Here is a 20,503-nt window from a genome sequence, read left to right as displayed (position 1 = left end):
GGTGCATGGACGCCATCACCGACGTGCCCTCGCCTGCCAACGAGCCGGTCCACGAATACGCACCCGGCTCTCCGGAGCGCTCGCGGCTCACCGAGGCCCTGAAAACGCTGGCCGCCGACCCGAGAGAGCTGCCCCACGTCATCGGCGGCGCCCACCGTATGGGTGGGGGGACCCGCACCGACGTGGTTCAGCCGCACCGCCACAGCGCACGACTGGGCACCTTCACCAACGCAGAGCATGCCGATGCGACGGCCGCCATCGATGCGGCGATCGCCGCCAAGCCAGGCTGGGAAGCCACCCCGTTCGACGAGCGCGCCGCGGTCTTCCTTCGCGCCGCAGACCTGCTCGCCGGACCCTGGCGGGAGAAGTTGTGCGCGGCCACGATGCTGGGCCAGTCCAAGACTGCCTATCAGGCCGAGATCGACGCGGCGTGTGAACTGATCGACTTCTGGCGGTTCAACGTCGAGTTCGCCCGCGAGATCCAGGCGCAGCAGCCCATCAGTGTGCGTGGCGTATGGAACCGCACCGACTATCGGCCCCTAGAGGGATTCGTCTACGCCATCACACCGTTCAACTTCACCGCGATCGCGGGCAATCTGCCGACCGCGCCTGCGCTGATGGGCAATACCGTGGTGTGGAAGCCGTCGCCCACGCAGACATTCGCCGCATACCTGACCATGCAGCTACTCGAGGCGGCCGGCCTGCCGCCGGGTGTCATCAATCTGCTGACCGGTGACGGGGTTGCGGTTTCCGATGTGGCGCTTGCCGATCCGCGACTTGCCGGGATCCACTTCACGGGGTCGACGGCGACATTCCAGCACCTGTGGCGCGAGGTGGGCGCCAACATCGACCGCTACCACACCTATCCGCGGCTGGTCGGAGAGACCGGTGGCAAGGATTTCGTGCTGGCTCATACATCCGCCAGGCCCGATGTGTTGCGCACAGCGCTGATCCGCGGCGCATTCGACTACCAGGGCCAGAAGTGTTCGGCGGCATCGCGGGCATTCATACCCCGGTCGGTGTGGCAGCAGATGGGCGACGACTTCCTTTCGGCCACCGAGGCGTTGTCCTACGGCGACGTCACCGACCTGACCAATTTCGGTGGTGCGCTGATCGACGAGCGGGCATTCGCGAAGAACGTCACGGCGATCGAGCGTGCCAAGAGTGCTGCGGGCGTCACCGTTGCCGTCGGCGGCGAATACGACGACAGCGAAGGCTATTTCGTCAAACCGACGGTTCTGCTGTCCGACGATCCGGCGGACGAGTCGTTCTCCACCGAGTACTTCGGACCGATCCTTTCGGTCCACGTGTACCCGGATGGCGACTACGAGCGCATCATCGACGTCGTCGATGCCGGAACCCGGTACGCGCTGACCGGAGCGGTGATCGCCGACGACCGTTCGGCAGTGCTGACCGCCCAGCAGCGGTTGCGTCATGCGGCGGGCAACTTCTATGTCAACGACAAGCCGACCGGAGCGGTCGTCGGCCAGCAGCCGTTCGGTGGCTCGCGGGCGTCGGGGACCAACGACAAGGCGGGCTCACCGCTGAATCTGCTGCGCTGGACGTCGGCCCGGTCGATCAAGGAGACGTTCGTCCCGCCGACGAACCACGAATACCCGCACATGGAGGCATGAGATGGGCGTCTTCGAGCAGGTTGCACGCCCGGCGATCATGGCGGCCAGCCGGTCCGGCGGGATGCGCCGCGCCGCGGAGCGCCTGCCTGTCACCCGGGATGTGGTGCATCGCTTCGTCCCCGGTGAAACGGTGGCGGACGCACTGGAATCCGTTGGGCAGTTGAGGGATTCGGACCGTCTGGTGTCGATCGACTACCTCGGCGAGGACGTCAGCGACGTCGACGCGGCGAGCGCCACCGTTGAGGCCTATCTGACGTTGCTCGACGCCCTCGACCACCGTGGGGAGCCCGCGGCCGCCGTGCGACCGCTCGAGGTGTCACTGAAGCTGTCGGCCCTGGGGCAGGCCTTACCCCGCGACGGCGAGAAGATCGCGCTGGAGAACGCCCACACCATCTGCGAGCGGGCGCAACGCGCCGGGACGTGGGTGACCGTGGACGCCGAGGATCACACGACGACCGATTCGACGCTGTCCATCGTGCGTGATTTGCGTACTGAGTTCGGGTGGCTGGGCACGGTTCTGCAGGCCTACCTGCGGCGCACCGAGGGTGACTGCGCAGAGTTCGCCGCATCGGGTGCGCGCATCCGACTGTGCAAGGGTGCCTACGACGAGCCCGCGTCGGTGGCCTACCGAGATCGCGAGGACGTCACCGCGTCCTACCTTCGGTGCCTGCGGGTGCTGATGGCGGGCGACGGCTATCCGATGGTCGCCTCGCACGATCCAGAGGTCATCGGGGCGGTACCGGCTCTTGTTCGTGAGTTCGGCAGGGGCATAGACGATTTCGAATACCAGATGCTCTACGGAATTCGCGACGCCGAGCAGCGCAGGCTGGCCGCCGAGGGCAACCATGTCCGCGTCTACGTGCCGTTCGGTACGCAGTGGTACGGGTACTTCGTGCGTCGGCTGGCCGAGCGGCCCGCCAACCTGACGTTCTTTCTGAGGGCGTTGGCCGAGCGCCGTCACTAGCAGTCCCCGGTGCGGAGGCGGCACGTCGAACAACACAATCTGCGAATCATGCTCGGCGTTCGGACAACAAGAACAGCGCATACGCCGCGATGGACTGGGCGTCGGTGATCTCGCCGTCGAGCATCATCTGCTCCACCTCGGCACGGTGAAACCATGCGCTGTGCATGTCCTGTTCCTCGTGCTCGCGCGCGTGCTCGCCCTCGGTGAGTCCTGTCGCGACAAACACCCAGCCGCGCTGGCTGGTCATACCCGGCGCCACGTCGAGCTGGCCGAGCAGTGTCAACGTCTGGGCGCGCAAGCCCGTTTCCTCGCGCAGTTCCCGGGCGGCGAGCTCGTTTGGCTCGAGATCCTTGAGGTCCGGCGCCGTGCCCTGGGGGAACTCCCAGCGCCGCAGACCCAGCGGATAGCGGAACTGTTCGACCAGGTGGAGTCGATCGCCGTCCCGGGCGATCACCAGCGCATACTTCGGCTTGTCGAGGACCGCGTAGATGCCGTTGCTGCCGTCGGGCCGCCGGATATCGTCTTCGCGCAGCGAGAACCAGCTGTTCCGATAGACCTCTCGTGACGCAACTTTCTCGATCCAATCCACCAGGCCAGTATCCTCACGTTCGTGCTGCTGTCCTCCTTGAACCCCGCGGCGGTGGCGGCTGGCGCCGACATCGGCGACGCGGTGCGCATCGACGGCGCGGTGCTCAGTCGTAGCGATCTCGTCGGTGCGGCGACCTCCGTCGCCGAGCGGGTGGCTGGCGCGCAACGCGTCGCGGTGCTCGCGACCCCGACTGCTACCACCGTGCTGGCGGTGACGGGCTGCCTGATCGCAGGCGTGCCCGTCGTCCCGGTGCCGGCCGACGTCGGCGCGGCTGAACGCACACACATCCTCAGCGACTCCGGAGCGCAGGCGTGGCTGGGGGAGAAGCCGGCGGACACGGGCGGACTCCCGCACGTCCCCGTGCGATTGCACGCACGGTCGTGGCACCGCTACGCCGAGCCGCATCCCGAAGCGACGGCGCTGATCATCTACACCTCGGGCACCACCGGCCCTCCCAAGGGGGTGGTGCTGAGCCGGCGCGCCGTCGCCGCCGACATCGACGCGCTGGCCGAGGCCTGGCAGTGGACGCCCGAGGACACCCTCGTGCACGGCCTGCCGCTCTATCACGTGCACGGACTGGTGCTGGGCCTGCTCGGGTCGCTTCGCATCGGAAATCGGTTCGTACACACGGGAAGGCCGAAGCCCGACGCCTATGCCGCGGCCGGCGGATCGTTGTACTTCGCCGTTCCGACCGTATGGTCACGGGTGGCCGAGAATGCCGCAGCGGCGTCGGCGCTGACCTCTGCTCGTCTGCTGGTGTCCGGAAGCGCCCCGCTGCCGGTGCCTGTGTTCGAGCGGCTGGCCGAATTGACCGGGCATTCGCCCATCGAACGCTACGGATCAACGGAGTCGCTGATCACCATCAGTACCCGCGCCGACGGGGAACGCCGCCCCGGATGGGTGGGACTGCCGGTGAAGGGAATCGAAACAAGACTGCTCGACGAGTCGGGTGCCAATGTCGCACACGACGGTGAAACCATTGGGCGGCTTCATGTCCGGGGCGCGACACTGTTCGACGAGTACCTCAATCGCCCCGACGCCACCGCCGACGTGTTGGACGCCGACGGCTGGTACCACACCGGCGACGTCGCGGTGATCGACGCCGACGGCATGCATCGCGTCGTCGGCCGCGAGTCGGTCGATCTGATCAAGACCGGTGGCTTCCGGGTCGGTGCCGGTGAGATCGAGGCCGCGCTGCTCGGGCACGCCGGTGTCACCGAAGCTGCGGTGGTAGGTGTTCCGGACGACGACCTCGGCCAGCGCATCGTCGCGTTCGTCGTGGGCGATGCTGATCCGCAGGTGCTGATCGATTATGTGGCACAGGAGCTTTCGGTACACAAACGACCGCGGGAGGTGCGGATCGTGGATAGCCTGCCGCGCAATGCGATGGGCAAAGTGCTGAAGAAGGAGCTGGCACAGTGGCACTGAAGTTCGACGAGATCTGTATCGACGCCCACGATGCCACCGCCTTGGGCCGCTGGTGGTCGCAGGTGCTGGACTGGCCGCACGATGTGGACGATGACGGCGACGTCGTGTTGCACGCGCCAGCAGGTGCGGGTGTGAACTGGATATTCATCGCAGTTCCCGACGAGAAAGTGGTCAAGAACCGTATCCACCTCGATTTCCGTCCCGATGACCAGCAGGCCGAGGTGGACCGCGTCCTGGCTCTGGGTGCGCGCCATGTCGACGTCGGGCAGCACGGCGACGAGAGTTGGGTCGTGCTGGCCGATCCGGAGGGCAACGAGTTCTGCATCCTCGCTGCCACAGACGATTGACTTCGCCCACCCCGATCGTCGGCATGGTCGTGGCGGCGGTCGCCCTTCTCTTCGGCGCGTGCGCTACAGCGCACGCGCAACCTTCACCGCCCCCGGCGCCGAGCGAGGCGGAACAACCTCTCGACATCGGCACCGCCGCCACCGACACGTTCGGCGGCTGGCTGCCTGATGGCGTCACATTGAGCCCGTTCGACGTGGCGAACCCGATCGTCGGTGCGCTGGATCCCACGCTATTGGCCGCGATTCAGGACGCGGCGCGTAAAGCCGCGGCCGAGAATATCGACATCCAGATCAACTCGGGATGGCGATCGAGAGGATTCCAGGAGCGACTGTACGACGATGCGGTGCGCGCCTACGGCAGTCCGGACATCGCGCGCCAGTTCGTCGCGTCGGCCGACACGTCAAAGCATGTCGAAGGTAAGGCGGTCGACATCGCCCCGGTGGAGGCCGACAAATGGCTGATCGCCAACGGCCAGCAGTTCGGGCTGTGTCAGATCTACGCCAACGAGATATGGCATTTCGAGCTGGCCGTCGACGACCAAGGCCGCTGCCCGCCGCTGAAACCGAACGCCGCAGGCTGAGTCGTCATACGCTCTGGGGGAACGCTTTTCGCGCTGTCAGTGCCACCGCAAGCCCCAACCCCACCAGGGCCGCGGCCACCAAGGGCAGCGCTGTGAGACCCACGGTTTGAAGCAGGACCGCGCCGATGGCGGCGCCACCGGCGATGCCGACATTCGCCGTGGCGTTGACCCAGGCTCCGGCCTGTTCGGGGGGCAGCGCATGAGTGCGCACCGCGGTGGCCTGGTAGATGGACGGAATACCGCCGAATGCCCCACTCCACAACGCCGTCGCCGCAAGCACCGCGACGAGCGTCGGCCATGAGATGCCCAGCGCCGTGACCGCGACGATGACACCGCCGAGTGCGACCGCCACGGTACGACGGGGACTGCGGTCGAGGTTGCGCCCGACCCACCACAGGCCAACGAGCCCACAGGCGCCGCACGCCAACAGAATCGGGCCGACGAACGCCGGGCGGACTCCACTGGACAGCAGCAACACGCTGATGAACGTATACGCCGTGAAATGTCCGAGGAACGTCAGCAGATTGGAGGCCGAAACGGCCGCAAGCGCACCACGGCCGCTTCCGTCGCGATGAGTCGCGTGCGGTGTGTGCTCCACCCGGGGCAGCAACTTGTACACCGCGACGACCGTCAGACACGACAGCGCCGCCAGGACCGCGAACGAGACTCGCCACCCCGCAGCGGTCCCGACCGATGTCGAAAGCGGCATTCCGAGAACGAATCCCGCCGACGCGCCACCGGACACGATGGCTAGTGCGCGGCCGACGTCGGCGGGCGAGACCAGGCGGGGGACGTATCCGATCACCAGGGAGAAGAACAGCGCATGCGTCAGGCCGCCGACCGCACGGCCCGTGGCCACGACGGCGAACGTCGGCGCCGCGGCCACGAGGGCATTGCTGACGACGTAACCGAGCAGGGTCGCCAGCAGGAGTGGGCGACGGGGAAACCGCGTCGTGGCGACGGTCAACGGCACCGCAAGTGCCGCCACCATCACCGCGTAGAGGGTGACCAGCAGACCGGTGACGGATTCAGGCCTCGAGAACGTCGCACCGATATCGGGGAGGAGTCCCACCGGCAGCATCTCGGTGGTCACGGCCAGGCCCGAGGCCGTCGCGAGCGAGAGCAGTCCGGGCAGGCGCGTGCGAAGCCCGTGCGCGGCGGCGCGATCGGCGGTCAGGGTCACACGGTAGAGAATATACTCGTTGAGCGAGTAAATAAAATGAGATACTTCCGCTGATGGCTCACGATCCGAGGCAGTCAGCGCACTCGCGTTGGCTGGGTGCCGCTGCGCTCCTTGCTGTGGTGCGGTCCGAGCCGGGGATCACGAGGACCGCCGCCGCCCAGCGCCTTGGCATCGGCAGCGGAAACGCCACCGAGCTGACCACCCGGCTGCGCGCGTCCCGGCTGCTCGACGAACAACCGGCGCCGGCTCAGGGGCGCGGTCGTCCGACGACGGCGCTCGGGCCCCACGCCGAAGGGCCACTGGTGCTCGCGGTCGATCTGCGGGCCAGCGACTGGCGACTGGCCCTTGCGGGCATCGACGGGCGGCCGAACGTGGTCAACCAATCCGGGTATGCGGATGATCCGGACTCCGCCCTGGCACAAGTGGCCAAGGCGATCGGCGCGGTCTACCGGCGAAACACCAAGAGGCTCAGAGCGATTTCGATCGCCGTCGCGGGCCCCGTCAGCGGTGCCCGGCTGGGTCAGTTCCCCTCCAGGGGGTGGAGCGATGTCGACCTGTCTGTGCTGACGGCGAAGGTCGGAAACCGTGCCGACGTCGCCCTGCTGGTGGGCAACGACGCCACCCTGGCCGGACTGGCCGAGGCGAGGACCGGCGCTGCACGCGGAGCGACCACCGCGCTTCACCTGATCGTCGCGCAGGGGATCGGCGGCACGCTGGTGGTCAACGGCGAGCCGGTGACAGGGGCGCATGGAGCGGCGGGAGAATACGGCCACATCCCCTTCGCCGATCCGCATCTCATCTGTCCCTGCGGGGCTCGGGGCTGCTGGGACCTGACCGTCGACGGACGCGCGCTGGCCCGTCATCTCGGTGACCCGCCACCCGATGACGCGGTGGGCTACGTGCACGCCGTCATCGACCGGCCCGACCGGGATGCGCGTACCCGACGGGCATTGAACGCCGTCTCCGATTCGCTGGGGCGCGGCATCGGCGGCCTGGTGAATCTGCACGATCCCGACGTCGTCACGCTGGGCGGTGCGGCTGTGCCGTTACGGGCAGCGGCCCCGGAGGCCTTCGTCGACGCGTACCGCGACGGGCTGATGTCGTTCCGCAAGGCGGCGCCGCCGCCGGTGCATGACGGCGTCCACGGTGAGGAGGGTCCGCTGCACGGTGCTGTCGAACTCGCGCTCGATCACGTCGTCAGTGCCGCAGGCGTCGCCGATTGGGTTGCCCTGCAGGACTTCTAATTGGCGTGCAGGGCCTCGTTCAGCGTGATACCGCTGCCGTCGCGCTTCACAACCTCGACAGCGCCGGTCACCGAATTGCGCCGGAACAGAAGATTGTTGACACCCGAGAGGTCGCGAGCCTTCACCGTTTGGCCGTCAGAGGTGGCCACTTTGGTGCCGGCGGTGACATAGAGACCGGCCTCGATCACACAGTCGTCGCCCAGTGAGATGCCCAGTCCGGCGTTGGCCCCGAGCAGGCAGCGCTGGCCCACCGAGATCACCTCGGTGCCGCCACCGGACAGCGTCCCCATGATCGACGCTCCGCCGCCCACGTCGGAGCCGTCGCCGACGACCACGCCCGCCGAGATGCGGCCTTCCACCATCGAGTTGCCCAGCGTTCCTGCGTTGTAGTTGACGAAGCCCTCGTGCATCACGGTCGTACCCGCGGCCAGGTGCGCCCCAAGGCGAACGCGGTCGGCGTCGGCGACGCGCACCCCCGGCGGCAGCACGTAGTCCACCATGCGCGGGAACTTGTCGACGCCGTACACCGTCACCGGACTGCGCCGGCGCAGGCGGGCCCGCACGATCTCGAAGCCGTCGACCGAGCATGGTCCGTGGTTGGTCCACACCACATTGGTCAGCAGGCCGAAGAAGCCGTCGGCATTCAGGCCGTGCGGTGCGATCAGCCGGTGCGAGAGCAGGTGCAGCCGCAGATATGCGTCATAGGCATCGGTGGCCTTGTCGTCCAGCGACGAGATGGTGGTACGGACGGCGACGACCTCGACGCCGCGGTCCTCGTCGGGTCCGGTCAACACGCCCAGTTCCTCGGGAATCTCGGCGACGGATAACCGGGCGGTGCCCGAGTCTCCTTCGGCGCCCAGTTCCGGCGCGGGGAACCAGGTGTCGAGGACCGTTCCGTCGGCCGCGAGCGTCGCAAGGCCTATACCTGCAGCAGAAGTCACGCCGATCAGACTAACGTCAGGCGGGTGGCCCTGGACTTGCACGGCGACCCGATCGCCCTGACCGCGGCGCTGGTGGACATCCCCAGCGAATCTCGCAGTGAGCGCCGCATCGCCGACGAGATCGAAGCCGCCCTGCGTGATCAGACCACCGGTTTCGAGATCGTGCGCAATGCCGACGCGGTGCTTGCGCGCACGAACCTGGGCCGGCCGTCACGTGTGCTGCTCGCCGGTCACATCGACACCGTTCCTGCCGCCGACAATGTGCCCAGCCGCCTGGCCGACGGGGTACTGCACGGCTGCGGTACGTCGGACATGAAGTCGGGGGATGCGGTCTTCCTGCACCTGGTTGCCACGGTGGCCGAACCGCAGCACGACATCACGCTGGTGATGTACGACTGCGAGGAGATCGAGGCCGCCGCCAACGGTCTCGGCCGTATCGAACGTGAGCTGCCCGAGTGGCTGGCCGCCGACGTCGCCATTCTCGGCGAGCCCTCAGGTGGTTACATCGAGGCCGGCTGCCAGGGCACGCTGCGGGTCGTGGTGAGTGCGACGGGAACTCGGGCGCACTCGGCGCGATCCTGGTTGGGCGACAACGCAATCCACAAAATCGGTGCGGTGTTGGATCGACTGTCGTCATATCAGGCCCGCAATGTCGACATCGACGGCTGCACCTATCGCGAGGGGTTGTCGGCTGTGCGCATCGACGGCGGGATCGCGGGCAACGTGATTCCCGACGCCGCCGCGGTGACGGTGAACTTCCGATTCGCGCCCGACCGCAGCGTCGACGAGGCCGCCGCGCACGTACGCGAGGTGCTCGACGGGCTCGACGTCGCGATCGAGTTGACCGACGCGGCCAACGGTGCGCTTCCGGGCCTGACGGCACCCGCTGCCGCTGCGCTGGTGGACGCCGCCGGGGGACAGGTACGGGCGAAGTACGGCTGGACCGACGTCGCCCGGTTCGCGGCGCTGGGCATCCCGGCGGTCAACTACGGCCCCGGCGACCCGAACCTCGCCCACCGCGTCGACGAGCATGTCGACACCGCGGCGATCACCGCCGCAACCAGCATGTTGCGGAGATACTTAACCGGTTGACACCGATCAGTACGCTGGAAGCATGCGGTGAGACAACGACTCCGGTGTCCGAAAGTCGTTTTCGTTACGAGAGATCTCTCGCATGTCTACTTCTGCATCTATCACCTGTTCCAACTTGTCGTTCGCATTCGGTGACGGCACACCTCTCTTCACCGATCTGTCCTTCACCGTGGGCGGCGGCCGCACGGGACTGGTCGCACCCAACGGAGCCGGTAAGAGCACGCTGCTCCAGTTGATCGTCGGCGATCGCACACCCACCGGCGGATCGATCAGTGTCGACGGCACCGTGGCCTATCTGCCGCAGACGTTGCCCTTCGTCGCGGACAGAACCGTCGCCGAGGTGTTGGGCGTCGCGCCCGCCATCGCCGCGCTGAACGCGCTGGCCGACGGCGATGCCGGTGACGACGTGTTCGCCGCGATCGGTGACGACTGGGACATCGAGGAGCGCAGCCGCGCTCAGCTGGACCGGCTGGGCCTGGGCCACCTCGACCTCGACCGTCGCCTCGGTTCACTGTCAGGCGGCGAGGTCGTCTCCCTCGGGCTGGCCGCGCAGCTGCTCGAACAGCCCGACGTGCTACTGCTCGACGAGCCGACCAACAACCTCGACGTCGACGCGCGGCACAAGCTGTACGACGCCCTTGATGACTTCACCGGATGCCTGTTGCTGGTCAGTCACGACCGGGTGCTGCTCGACCGGATGGACCGCATAGCGGAGTTGCATCGCCGGAGCCGCCCCGGCGGCGACATCGAACATGGCGAAATGCTCTTTTATGGCGGCAATTTCACGATGTACGAAGAAGCGGTCAACGAGGCCCAGCGGGTAGCCGAGAGCAACATCCGCAACGCCGAACAACACCTCAAACGCGAGAAGCGTGAAATGCAACAGTCACGCGAACGCGCGGCCAAGCGGTCGTCCTCGGCTGCGCGCAACCTCAAGGATGCCGGGCTTCCGAAGATCATCGCCGGCGCGAGGAAGCGCAGTGCGCAGGAATCCGCGGGCCGGATCGACGGGGTCAATGCCGCGCGCGTTGCCGACGCGAGGGCCCGTCTCGACGAGGCCGAGCGCACGCTTCGAGACGAGGACGTGCTCGTTCTGGAGTTGCCGGACACAAATGTGCCTGCCGGGCGAACGGTCGTGCAGGCCGACGGACTGGCGGCCCGCCGTGGGGGCCGGACGCTGTTCACCGATGTCGATCTGTCACTGCGGGGTCCTGAACGCATCGCACTCACCGGTCCGAACGGGGCAGGCAAGTCGACCCTGATGCGCATCATCGGCGGCGAGTTGGCACCCGACGGTGGCAGCGTCCAGCGTGCCGACGGCCGAGTGGCCTACCTGTCGCAGCGACTCGACCTGCTGCGCCCCGAGAGCACCGTCGCGGAAAGCCTGGCTGCGTCCGCGCCGAGCCTTTCGGAAACCAGGCGCATGCATCTGCTGGCCCGGTTCCTGTTTCGTGGCAACCGCATCCACCTGCCGGTGGCCGCACTGTCGGGGGGTGAGCGGCTACGCGCGACGCTGGCCTGCGTGCTCTACGCCGAACCGGCGCCGCAGCTTCTGCTGCTCGACGAGCCGACCAACAACCTCGACCTGGTCAGTGTCGGTCAGCTGGAGGCTGCACTGAACGCGTATGAGGGCGCATTCGTGGTCGTCAGTCACGACGAGCGATTTCTGGCGCAGATCGGCGTGCAGCGCACCCTGCGGCTATCGGCCGGCCGGCTGGATCCGATGTAGTCTCCGCTGATCGTCGATCTTGACCGACCGAATTCGCGGACCGGCAGCTACCGGGGACACGGTAAATTTGGTCCCTATGGCGATCGAGCCCGATACCAGCCCGTACGGGGGTCAGACGGTGACCGGCCCGGGCTGGCCGAACGTCGACGAGGAGGCGCTGGCCGCGGCGGCCGCCACCTACGAGGCGCTGGCGGCCAAGATCAGCGGCACAGTGGTCCCTGCGCAGCAGGGACAGCTGATGAAGCTCACCGACGTGTGGGAGGGCACGGGGTCGATGGCCGCCGCAGGCGAGGCGACCACGATCATCGGCGGCCACGAGGCCAACGCGATGCACGCCACCGCGATCGCGGCCAAACTGCGCGCCATGGAGGCCACAGTCGTGAAAACGAAACTCCTGGCAAACACCATCGCGCAGGAGACGCAAGCGGAATGCGAAGCGATCGCCGCGATGCCCTTCCCGAACGCTGCGGAGCTGGCCAGGAGCCGGGTCATGATGGGCCTTTCGCAAAACATGGCCAACGTGACCACCAACACGACCGAGCTCGCGAACACCCTCGGCGTGCCCCCCAGCCTGCCGCTGCCCGGCGCCCCATCGGTGCCCGGCGCCAAAGAGGCCGAGGACACGACCGAGGAAGCCGCCAAACAAGCCGGTCAGGGCTCTGACCAGGCGATGCAGATGCTCAGCCAGCTGGGGTCGATGGCCGGACAGCTTCCGCAGATGCTGATGCAGATCCCCCAGCAGATGATGCAGCCGCTGCAGCAGCTGTCCCAACCGCTACAGCAGCTGACCTCGATGTTCGGGCAGGGCGGCAAGGCGGATTCGATGGGCGCAGCCGGAATGCCGTTCTCGTCGTTCTCCAACCACCCGCTGGCGGGCGGAGGCGGTGCCGGCGGTGGCTCCGGCATGGTGCGGGCAGCGTCGCTGCCCGGCTCCGGAGGTGTGCCCTCCCAGACGCCGTTGATGGCGAATCTGGTGGGCGGCGCCAAGCCGGTGTCCACCGCTCCGGCCGACGGCGCGCTGGCTGGTAGCTCCGCAGTCGGCGGGGTGGCGCCGATGGCCGCGGGCGGCGGTATGGGTGGGATGGGCCCGATGATGGGCGGTGCGCGCGGCGAGAGTGGCGGCACATCGCCGGGGCTGGCCGTGCCGGCGCCGCTCGACCATGACCTCGACGACGATGACGCGGACGATGACTGGTGAGAGCTTCAGCGATGAAAAGGATGGACTGCGATGGGTAGCCCGCTGAAAAAGCCCGAGGGCATCAGCTGGAACGCGGCTTCGATCGAATTGCCCGAGATACCAATGCTTCCCCCGGGCCCGGACGCGATGAGCGCGACGATCTCCGCCGTGCTTCCCACGCTGGCTGCCCAGTTGACCGCCAACGTCGCCGCGCTTCAGGCGAAGGAGCACACGTACTCCGGCAAACTGGGCGCTGCGCAGGCGGCATACACGAGCTCCGATGAATCCGGATCGCAGTCCGTCGGCCAAGTTGTCGGCATGCTCGGCAAGCTGGGTGAACAAGCGGGCCAGATGGCGGGCGCGCCCGCGCAGGCCGCCCAGGGCGGGTCCGGCATGTTCGGTTCGCTGATAGAGCAGGCGATGAAGGCGGCCCAGGGCGGCGAGGGTGGGGCCGGTGGTCAGGCTCCGGCGGGCGGCGCGCACGCCGGTGCCGCTCCTGGCGCACTGCCGCCGGGACAGCAGCAGCCTGGGCGTGACCCCCTTGAACAGCGGGTCGAGCGGCTCGAGGAGCGCGCTGAGGCCGAAGATCGCCCGTTCGAACAGCCCGCAGCGCAGCGTGAGGAACGCGAACCGCTGCAGCGGGCCGACGACAGCAACCTGGCTTCCGGACCGCGGGACGGCGCCTCCGGTGCGGCCCCTGTGGCGCCACCGGAGCAGCCGCGCCACGCGGCCGATGAGGACCTGGGTCGCAGGCTGTAGCCGTCTAGTGGTCGGCGGCCTGCGCGGCCGCATCCTTGGCGGCACGGTGCATCCCGATTGCAGTCAGCCGCTGTGACGCCTCGCGCAGGCCCGCAATGTCGCGACTGACCAGTGCGCGGGCATGGTCGAGCGCCAGTTGCCCAATTACGCAATCACATTCGGAGCTGGCGCGCGCGATACCGTCGGCCGCCCGAATATCGCCGAGCCGCACCGAATCAAACAGCGCCCGCAGTGCGACCGCCGCCTGCCCGCCACGCTCGGCGGTGCGTGCTGCGTCGCGCGCCGCGGTGATGGCGCCATGCGTGTCACCCCGCGCGGACATCGTCCACGCGCGCGCCAACGCAAGCTCCGGCGCGAACAGCATCGACTTCAGTCCGTGCCGAGACTCTGCACGGGACAACGCCTTTCCCGCTTCGACCGTCGCCCCCTGTTGGCCGAGCGCCTGCGCCAACAGCATCCACGCCAACGGGCCCCACGAGTAGCCGGTCGGTGCCAATGCGGCAGCCGCCCTGCGCAACAGCCGGACCGCCGCCTCGAGTTCGCCCTTCGCGATCAGCACATCGGCCACCAACACCTCGCCGATGGCGCGCCCAGGCTGCTGCAGCTGCGCGAAGTCGGTGAGCTGTTGGCCGAGTTCCTGTGCCTTGTCCAGTTCGCCTGCCATCAACAGCGCTGTCGTCTGGCCGAATCCGCTGGTGAACCGCAACAGTCCCGGATGCCCCGCAGCCATCGCTCGTTCGGCGAAGGTGTCGACCTCGGCGAAGCGTCCCATCCGGGCCGAACTCAACGCCGCGGCAGCGGCCGCCCACCCGATCGCGGTGTCGTCGGCCGACGATGACGAAAGGACCTCGCCGGCGATCTGAAGTGCACGACCGGGACCGCCGGCATTCATCGCGAACGTCGCCGACAATGCGTCGAGGGTGATCTGGGCAGCAGGGGAGGACACCTTGTTTCGCGTCGCCTGCAGAAACGCCGTGGCGCGTTCTGGCTCAGACAACATCCAGAATTGGTTGGCCGCCAGCGGAAGGGCCCACGCCATCAACTCGGCTTCCGAAAGAGTGGACGGATCAACCTGGGCCAGAACAGAATCGGCGTCGCGGCCACGGCCCTGCCACGCGAGGGAATAGGCCAGTGTGAGCCGCGCGGGCAGGCCGGCTGCGCGTTGCAGTGCTGCCCGGCTCAGCCGCTCGGACAGGACCAGGTCGCCGAGGCGCAGGGCTTCCCCGGCGGCGGTGACGATCTCCGCGGTCGGCTGTGGGCGATCGGCGTCCAGTGCGAGCACGGCCAGCCGTAGCAGGTCCACCACGTCGCGAGAGGGCGCGGCGCCGAGTCGCTCGACGAGCTCTGTGCGCAGTCGGCGCAGTTCCGGGCCGCCCATCGCGTCGCGCACGGCGTCGACGAACAGCGGATGGGCCGGTCGCACCTGCTCGTCATCGACGACGATCGCGCCGGCGACCTCCGCCTCGGCGACGGCTTCGCGGCTCACCAGATCGGAGAGCTGAGCGAGTGGGAGCGGATCGTCGACGGCCAGGTATTCCAGGACCCGGTGAGCAGTGGCGGGCAGTGCCGCGACGAATTGTTCGACCAGAGTGGCCACTCGGCTTTCGTCATGACCGGCGGGGTGCAGCTCGAGTCGCTCGAGCAGGTCGTCCTCCCACAGTGCCGAGATCTCTTCGGCCACAGGCCCGTTGGGTGCGACCGCCACGATGAGCGTCGCCGCGCCACTGACGGCCAACTGATAGACCAGCGCCGCCGACAACTTGTCCAAGAGGTGCGCGTCGTCCACCACCAACAGTCGTCCATCGCCGAGTGACTCGCGCGCGTTGCGCAGCACCTCCGCGGTCTTGCCGGTATCCGGTACCTCGATGAGGTGGCTGAACGCGGCGAACGGGATTGTGGCGGTTGGCGCCGTCGCAATGACCCAGTCCACGCGGTCGAACTGGGCGCCCAAACGTGCGACGGCGGCACGGGCCAGCGTGGTCTTGCCGACTCCCGCGGGGCCGACGATCACCGTCCCGGCCCGAGCGCCCCACCCGGCTTCGAGAGTTTCCAGTGCCGGTTCAAGCGGCGCGGTCACCCACTCAACTGGCACGGCCGGAGTCTAAAGCTAAAGCGTGTCGAATCCTTGAAGAATTTCGACACCGACCTTCCCGGGCGTCCTCGGTTACGCCACCGACGCGGCGTGAACGTTGGTTCCGGCTTCATCCCGGATGGTTTCACCGGCACACGCAGGGTGTCGGTCAGCGCCGTCCGGTCGGCGGGCATTTGTGGCCCGGCCCCGTTGCTTTGGGGTCCGGGGTTCGAGGTGGCAGTTGTAGTTCGCTTCGCCCCAGCGAGCCAAGTTGATCGCTGCGTTGAGGTCGCGGTCAACGGAGTATCCACAACTGCAGGTGAATGTGCGATCTGCAAGTGTCAGTTCTCCGTTGGCTAGCCCGCAGGCGGAACAGAGTTTGCTCGATGCGTACCACCTGTCAGCCACAGTGACTGTTCCCCCACGCCATTGCTGTTTGTATTTCAGCATTCGTGCGAAATCGGTCCACCCGGCGTCGGAGATCGCTCGGGCTAGACGATGGTTGCGCAGCATCCCCGACACATTGAGATCTTCGATAACTAGTCGGTCGTGGGTCTTGACCAACGTGTTCGACACCTGGTGTAGGAAGTGGCGACGTGCATTCGCGACGCGGTAGTGGTGCCGCCCGAGTTTCGCTGCGGCAGCTTTACGGTTTTGGGATCCTTTCTGCTTACGTGACAAGGATTTCGACAATCGCCTTTGTCGACCGAGGCGACGGGCTAGTGCTTTGGGTGCGTCGGCTATGCGGGCGACTTCAGTACCGTCCTCGGACGCAGCCACGACGAACGTCGACAAACCACGATCGAGGCCGACCCACCCACCGCTATCGGAAGGTTCTCGCGGCGAATGCATATGCGCGGGGTGCAGGTTCGCGGCTTCGATGTTCAGCGCGATCCACCAGCGTCCCGCCTGACGGGTCACAGTGGCGAAGAGGATCTTGGCACGGCCGTTAGCGATCATGCGCCGCAACCGACGCGTGTCGTCCTGCACCGCCAACTGTCCGATACCGGGCAAGCTAACAGAACGGGGACGTCCGCCGTCGCCGACCCGGATCGAGGGAACCCCCCGCTTTGAGTGTCTGTTGCGCAGCCTAAACGAAGGCGTTACGCCGTTCTTTTTCTTGAATTTGGGAAAGCCGACCTGCATCCCTGCTCCCCTGCCGGATCGGGAGTCCGACCACGCGGCGAGAGCCCGACCGCAATCAACGGCTGCTTCCTCGAACACCTGCTGGCAGACCTCGTGCCGCCACGCCAACCCGGTCACCTGTATCTCCGGTAGTCCAGACTTTTCGACAGAAAACACGCGGCCTGCTTCTTCGGGTTTCTTCCATGCATTGAATGCGTTGATGAGGTCGAAACCGGTCCATGGCACATCTGTGTGCCTGCCAGAGTTTCGTTGGTCAAGACCAGTTTTCACCATTCGCAGGCACTGGTTGAACGCGAAACGTGCCGCTCCAGCATGCCGGTCGAGCGCGTCGTGCTGGGCGGCGGTCGCATCCAGACGAAATTTGAAGGTAGTGTGGCGGCTCATCTCACGTCGAGCGTCCCACTGCCCACCGACAAGGGTCCGGTAGCCGTCAGTGAGCGATCACTGAGCGGCTTCCTGGACTTACACGCCTAACTCGTTCGCACGACATGGACACGCCCTATGTTGTCCTTGTGTCCGGCGAACCCGACCGCGAATGGGCGGTCTGTGTCTACTGCGCGTCGGGACCGACGCACCCCGAACTGCTGGCGCTGGCCGAGCGGGTGGGCGCCACGATCGCGGAGCGCGGCTGGACGCTGGTGTCCGGCGGCGGAAACGTCTCGGCGATGGGAGCGTTGGCAGTCGCGGCCAGGGGACGCGGTGGCCATACGGTCGGCGTGATTCCCAAAGCGTTGGTGCACCGCGAGGTCGCCGACGTCGACGCCGACGAACTCGTCGTCACCGACACGATGCGTGAACGCAAGAAGGTGATGGAGGAGCGGGCTGACGCGTTCATCGCTTTGCCCGGTGGGATAGGCACGCTGGAGGAGTTCTTCGAGGCTTGGACCGCCGGTTCCCTGGGTATGCACGACAAGCCGGTGGTGATGCTCGACCCGTTCGGGCATTACACCGGTTTGCTCACTTGGCTGCACGGGCTGATCGACAGCGGCTACGTCACCCAGCGCGCGCTGGACCGGCTGGTGGTCGTCGAGGACGTCGACGCCGCTCTGGCCGCCTGCGAACCGCGCGGGTGAGTGCGCTCACCCGCGCCGATAGTGTGTTCGGCAAGCGAACACCGGAGGGACTCACCGAATGGCCGACCAGAAGTCCGGCGTCCGGAGCAGCGTCGGGCTGCTCGACATCGCCACCCGCGTACCGCGCCTGTTGATGGACGCGCCCGTCATGCTGCGCGGCGCGATGACGGGGTTCATGGCGCGCCCGACGGCCAAGACGTCGATCGGCAAGGTATTCCAGGACCGCGCGGCGCGCTACGGTGATCGGGTTTTCGTGCGGTTCGAGGACCAGCAGCTCACGTACCGCCAGGCCAATGAGACCGCCAACCGCTACGCGGCGGTGCTGGCCGCGCGCGGGGTCGGGCACGGCGATGTCGTCGGCGTCATGCTGCGCAACTCGCCGCAGACCGTGTTGCTGATGCTTGCCGTGGTCAAGTGCGGCGCGATCGCGGGGATGCTGAACTATCACCAGCGCGGCGACGTGCTCGCCCACAGCATCGGACTGCTCGACGCCAAGGCGGTCGTCGCCGAAACCGATCTGATCGAATCCATCACCGACAGTGGCGCCGACACCACCGGGCTGATGACGATCGAGGAGTTGGACCGGCTCGCCGCCACCGCCCCCACCCAGGACCCCGCGACGACGGCCGCGGTGCTGGCCAAGGACAAGGCGTTCTACATTTTCACGTCGGGCACCACGGGGATGCCGAAGGCCAGCGTGATGACCCACTACCGGTGGCTACGCGCGCTCGCCGGCTTCGGCGGTCTGGGCCTGCGGCTGCACAGCGACGACACGCTGTACTGCTGTCTGCCGCTCTATCACAACAACGCGCTGACGGTGGCCCTCGGATCGACGGTGAATGCCGGTGCGACCCTGGCGCTCGGCAAGTCGTTCTCCGCCTCGAAGTTCTGGGACGACGTGATCCGCTACCAAGCGACGGCGTTCATCTACATCGGCGAGATCTGCGCGTACCTGCTCAACCAGCCGCCCAAGGACACCGACCGCAAGCACAAAGTGCGGGTGATCATCGGCAACGGTCTGCGGCCGGCCATCTGGGACGACTTCACCAAGCGTTTCGGCATCCCCCGGGTGTGCGAGTTCTACGGCGCCAGCGAGGGCAACACCGCATTCGTCAATGTGCTCAACATCGACAAGTCGACCGGGATCTGCCCGACGCCGGTGGCATTCGTGGAGTACGACGCGGAGACCGGAGATCCGGTGCGCGACGACAACGGTCGTGTGCGCAAGGTCAAGACCGGCGAGCCGGGGCTGCTGCTGTCGAAGGTGAGCAACTTTCAGCCTTTCGACGGTTACACCGACAAAAAAGCCAGTGAGAAGAAGCTTGTCCGCGACGCGTTCAAGGAAGGCGATACCTGGTTCAACACCGGCGACTTGATGCGCTCGCAGGGCTTCGGGCACGCCGCCTTCACCGACCGGCTCGGCGACACCTTCCGGTGGAAGGGCGAGAACGTGGCGACCACGGAGGTCGAGGCCGCGGTGTCGAGGGACTCGCAGATCGAAGAGGCCACCGTGTTCGGCGTCGAAGTCGAAGGTGCGGGCGGTCGGGCAGGTATGGTCGCGATCCAGCTCAAGGACGGCGAGGAGTTCGACGGCAAAGCCTTGGCGAAAGCGGCATACGAGCGCCTCCCCGGTTACGCCGTGCCGCTGTTCGTCCGGGTGGTGTCCGAACTCGCTCACACGTCGACGTTCAAGAGCCAGAAGGTGGACCTGCGCAAGCAGGGCTACGGCGGCACCTCGGGCGAAGGCGACGAGGAGGCCGAGAAGATCGAGGACCCGATCTACGTCCTCTCCGGGCGTGACGAGGGCTACGTCGAGTTTTACGACGAGTATCCCCAAGAGGTCGCCGCGGGCAAGAAGCCTAAGAACTGAGGCGTTTCTGGTAGTGCAGCAAGAGCGCGCCGCTCTCGGTGGACTGCGAGCTGACCAGCTGCAGGCGGCGCTGTTCCTGCTGCCCGTCGAACATCCGATATCCGCGTCCGGCGAAGGTCGGCGCGATCAGCAGCCGGTAGTCGTCGATCAGACCGGCGTCGTGCAGCGACTTGGCCAGCCCGACGCTCGCGTGGATGCCGATGTCGCCGATGTTTGAGCCGTCCTGTTCCTTGAGGTCGCGGACGTACGTTTCGGCAGGGCCGCCGACGACGACGGAATTCGACCACTGCGCGTTGAGCGGTCTCGAGGTGAACACGTGCTTCGTGGTGGCATTGATGAAGCCGCGAAACGGCTCCTCACCTTCGTTGGGCCAATGGCCCGACCAGTAGTCGTACGTCCCGCGGCCGAGCAGTACGTCGTCCTGGCTGCCGATCACCTCGGCGATGTTGTCGAATACCGCCTGATCGACATCGAAAACCCAGTCGCCGGGTTCCTCGGCAACGCCGTCGAGCGACCACATGTGAAATAGGACGACCCGTCGCATCTCGGCTCCTCTGTCGGTTTCCGCGCTCGATACTCGCTTGGGTTGACTATGCCGCGGACGAAATCTCATCGTTTCTGGGTCGCTTCTGGCCGGCCCGTAGCCTTGGGGCGTGCAGTCGACGTTTCTGGGCC

At 67.0% G+C, this 20,503-nt stretch carries 18 protein-coding genes; 12 read left to right on the top strand and 6 right to left on the bottom strand.

The annotated features are described in order from the left end of the window. The first annotated feature begins 5 nt into the window (after positions 1-5). On the top strand, positions 6-1,634 hold the full coding sequence (gene pruA, locus CSQ99_RS04970; RefSeq protein WP_099037953.1) for an L-glutamate gamma-semialdehyde dehydrogenase: 1,629 nt from the start codon (positions 6-8) through the stop codon (positions 1,632-1,634). 1 nt (position 1,635) lies between these two features. Further along, a complete protein-coding gene (locus tag CSQ99_RS04965) occupies positions 1,636-2,598 on the top strand; it encodes a proline dehydrogenase family protein (RefSeq protein ID WP_099037952.1) in 963 nt (320 codons plus the stop codon). 46 nt (positions 2,599-2,644) lie between these two features. Here CSQ99_RS04965 and CSQ99_RS04960 read toward each other — a convergent pair whose 3' ends face one another. Beyond that, the gene (locus CSQ99_RS04960; RefSeq protein WP_099037951.1) at positions 2,645-3,187 is read right to left on the bottom strand and encodes an NUDIX domain-containing protein; all 543 of its coding nucleotides are present in this window, start codon (positions 3,185-3,187) and stop codon (positions 2,645-2,647) included. 21 nt (positions 3,188-3,208) lie between these two features. Between CSQ99_RS04960 and CSQ99_RS04955 the strand changes: the two genes are divergently transcribed. Genes CSQ99_RS04955 through CSQ99_RS04945 form a run of 3 tightly spaced genes read left to right on the top strand, consistent with a single transcriptional unit; the run spans position 3,209 to position 5,543 of the window. After that, on the top strand, positions 3,209-4,615 hold the full coding sequence (locus CSQ99_RS04955) for an acyl-CoA synthetase (RefSeq protein WP_099037950.1): 1,407 nt from the start codon (positions 3,209-3,211) through the stop codon (positions 4,613-4,615). Then, positions 4,606-4,962, top strand: coding sequence for a VOC family protein (locus CSQ99_RS04950; RefSeq protein ID WP_099037949.1), 357 nt, complete (start codon positions 4,606-4,608; stop codon positions 4,960-4,962). Before CSQ99_RS04955 ends, CSQ99_RS04950 begins: the two co-directional genes overlap by 10 nt. Before the next feature lie 23 nt (positions 4,963-4,985). After that, positions 4,986-5,543: a M15 family metallopeptidase gene (locus CSQ99_RS04945; protein ID WP_099037948.1), complete on the top strand. Its 558-nt coding sequence runs from the start codon at positions 4,986-4,988 to the stop codon at positions 5,541-5,543. Between the two features lie 4 nt (positions 5,544-5,547). Here the strand turns inward: CSQ99_RS04945 and CSQ99_RS04940 are convergent, their stop codons facing one another. Beyond that, positions 5,548-6,726, bottom strand: coding sequence for an MFS transporter (locus CSQ99_RS04940; RefSeq protein ID WP_099037947.1), 1,179 nt, complete (start codon positions 6,724-6,726; stop codon positions 5,548-5,550). A 53-nt stretch (positions 6,727-6,779) separates the two neighbouring features. Here CSQ99_RS04940 and CSQ99_RS04935 point away from each other — a divergent pair, with 53 nt between their 5' ends. Next, a complete protein-coding gene (locus CSQ99_RS04935) occupies positions 6,780-7,970 on the top strand; it encodes an ROK family transcriptional regulator (protein ID WP_099037946.1) in 1,191 nt (396 codons plus the stop codon). Here CSQ99_RS04935 and dapD read toward each other — a convergent pair. Beyond that, the gene (dapD, locus tag CSQ99_RS04930) at positions 7,967-8,920 is read right to left on the bottom strand and encodes a 2,3,4,5-tetrahydropyridine-2,6-dicarboxylate N-succinyltransferase (RefSeq protein WP_176560888.1); all 954 of its coding nucleotides are present in this window, start codon (positions 8,918-8,920) and stop codon (positions 7,967-7,969) included. The genes CSQ99_RS04935 and dapD overlap by 4 nt on opposite strands. 15 nt (positions 8,921-8,935) lie before the next feature. Between dapD and dapE the strand changes: the two genes are divergently transcribed. The 4 genes from dapE to CSQ99_RS04910 all read left to right on the top strand — a co-directional run bounded on the left by dapE (position 8,936) and on the right by CSQ99_RS04910 (position 13,668). Further along, positions 8,936-10,003 carry a succinyl-diaminopimelate desuccinylase gene (gene dapE / locus CSQ99_RS04925; protein WP_099037944.1) on the top strand — a complete coding sequence of 356 codons (1,068 nt, stop codon included), beginning with the start codon at positions 8,936-8,938 and terminating at the stop codon, positions 10,001-10,003. Positions 10,004-10,085: 82 nt separating this feature from the next. After that, complete coding sequence (locus CSQ99_RS04920) at positions 10,086-11,732, top strand: ABC-F family ATP-binding cassette domain-containing protein (protein WP_099037943.1); 1,647 nt, start codon at positions 10,086-10,088, stop codon at positions 11,730-11,732. Positions 11,733-11,808: 76 nt separating this feature from the next. After that, positions 11,809-12,930, top strand: a complete 1,122-nt coding sequence (locus tag CSQ99_RS04915; protein ID WP_099037942.1) for a hypothetical protein — start codon at positions 11,809-11,811, stop codon at positions 12,928-12,930. A 30-nt stretch (positions 12,931-12,960) separates the two neighbouring features. Further along, positions 12,961-13,668 carry a hypothetical protein gene (locus CSQ99_RS04910; RefSeq protein WP_099037941.1) on the top strand — a complete coding sequence of 236 codons (708 nt, stop codon included), beginning with the start codon at positions 12,961-12,963 and terminating at the stop codon, positions 13,666-13,668. 4 nt (positions 13,669-13,672) lie between these two features. On the opposite strand, the gene CSQ99_RS04905 is transcribed toward CSQ99_RS04910, so the two are convergent. Next, entirely contained in the window at positions 13,673-15,760 is a 2,088-nt protein-coding gene (locus CSQ99_RS04905) for an AAA family ATPase (protein WP_099037940.1), read from the bottom strand. A gap of 72 nt (positions 15,761-15,832) precedes the next feature. Then, on the bottom strand, positions 15,833-17,269 hold the full coding sequence (locus CSQ99_RS04900) for an RNA-guided endonuclease InsQ/TnpB family protein (RefSeq protein WP_099037939.1): 1,437 nt from the start codon (positions 17,267-17,269) through the stop codon (positions 15,833-15,835). Between the two features lie 128 nt (positions 17,270-17,397). Between CSQ99_RS04900 and CSQ99_RS04895 the strand changes: the two genes are divergently transcribed. Further along, on the top strand, positions 17,398-17,958 hold the full coding sequence (locus CSQ99_RS04895; protein WP_245908691.1) for an LOG family protein: 561 nt from the start codon (positions 17,398-17,400) through the stop codon (positions 17,956-17,958). Positions 17,959-18,016: 58 nt separating this feature from the next. Continuing rightward, on the top strand, positions 18,017-19,828 hold the full coding sequence (gene fadD6, locus CSQ99_RS04890) for a long-chain-acyl-CoA synthetase FadD6 (RefSeq protein ID WP_099037937.1): 1,812 nt from the start codon (positions 18,017-18,019) through the stop codon (positions 19,826-19,828). Here fadD6 and CSQ99_RS04885 read toward each other — a convergent pair. Beyond that, a complete protein-coding gene (locus CSQ99_RS04885) occupies positions 19,818-20,372 on the bottom strand; it encodes a dihydrofolate reductase family protein (protein WP_099037936.1) in 555 nt (184 codons plus the stop codon). The genes fadD6 and CSQ99_RS04885 overlap by 11 nt on opposite strands. Positions 20,373-20,503 lie beyond the last annotated feature (131 nt).

The organism is Mycobacterium neglectum (assembly GCF_002591975.1).
Lineage (GTDB): Bacteria > Actinomycetota > Actinomycetes > Mycobacteriales > Mycobacteriaceae > Mycobacterium > Mycobacterium neglectum.
The sequence above is the reverse complement of the archived record's forward strand: the minus strand, read 5'-3'. Positions and strand labels throughout refer to the sequence as shown.

Excerpts from the sequence above, each read along its gene's own strand:
- CSQ99_RS04900 (WP_099037939.1), bottom strand. The coding sequence starts at position 17,269 with ATGAGCCGCCACACTACCTTCAAATTTCGTCTGGATGCGACCGCCGCC.
- CSQ99_RS04885 (WP_099037936.1), bottom strand. The coding sequence starts at position 20,372 with ATGCGACGGGTCGTCCTATTTCACATGTGGTCGCTCGACGGCGTTGCC.
- CSQ99_RS04935 (WP_099037946.1), top strand. The coding sequence starts at position 6,780 with ATGGCTCACGATCCGAGGCAGTCAGCGCACTCGCGTTGGCTGGGTGCC.
- CSQ99_RS04910 (WP_099037941.1), top strand. The coding sequence starts at position 12,961 with ATGGGTAGCCCGCTGAAAAAGCCCGAGGGCATCAGCTGGAACGCGGCT.
- pruA (WP_099037953.1), top strand. The coding sequence starts at position 6 with ATGGACGCCATCACCGACGTGCCCTCGCCTGCCAACGAGCCGGTCCAC.
- CSQ99_RS04920 (WP_099037943.1), top strand. The coding sequence starts at position 10,086 with ATGTCTACTTCTGCATCTATCACCTGTTCCAACTTGTCGTTCGCATTC.
- CSQ99_RS04915 (WP_099037942.1), top strand. The coding sequence starts at position 11,809 with ATGGCGATCGAGCCCGATACCAGCCCGTACGGGGGTCAGACGGTGACC.
- CSQ99_RS04945 (WP_099037948.1), top strand. The coding sequence starts at position 4,986 with ATGGTCGTGGCGGCGGTCGCCCTTCTCTTCGGCGCGTGCGCTACAGCG.
- fadD6 (WP_099037937.1), top strand. The coding sequence starts at position 18,017 with ATGGCCGACCAGAAGTCCGGCGTCCGGAGCAGCGTCGGGCTGCTCGAC.
- CSQ99_RS04965 (WP_099037952.1), top strand. The coding sequence starts at position 1,636 with ATGGGCGTCTTCGAGCAGGTTGCACGCCCGGCGATCATGGCGGCCAGC.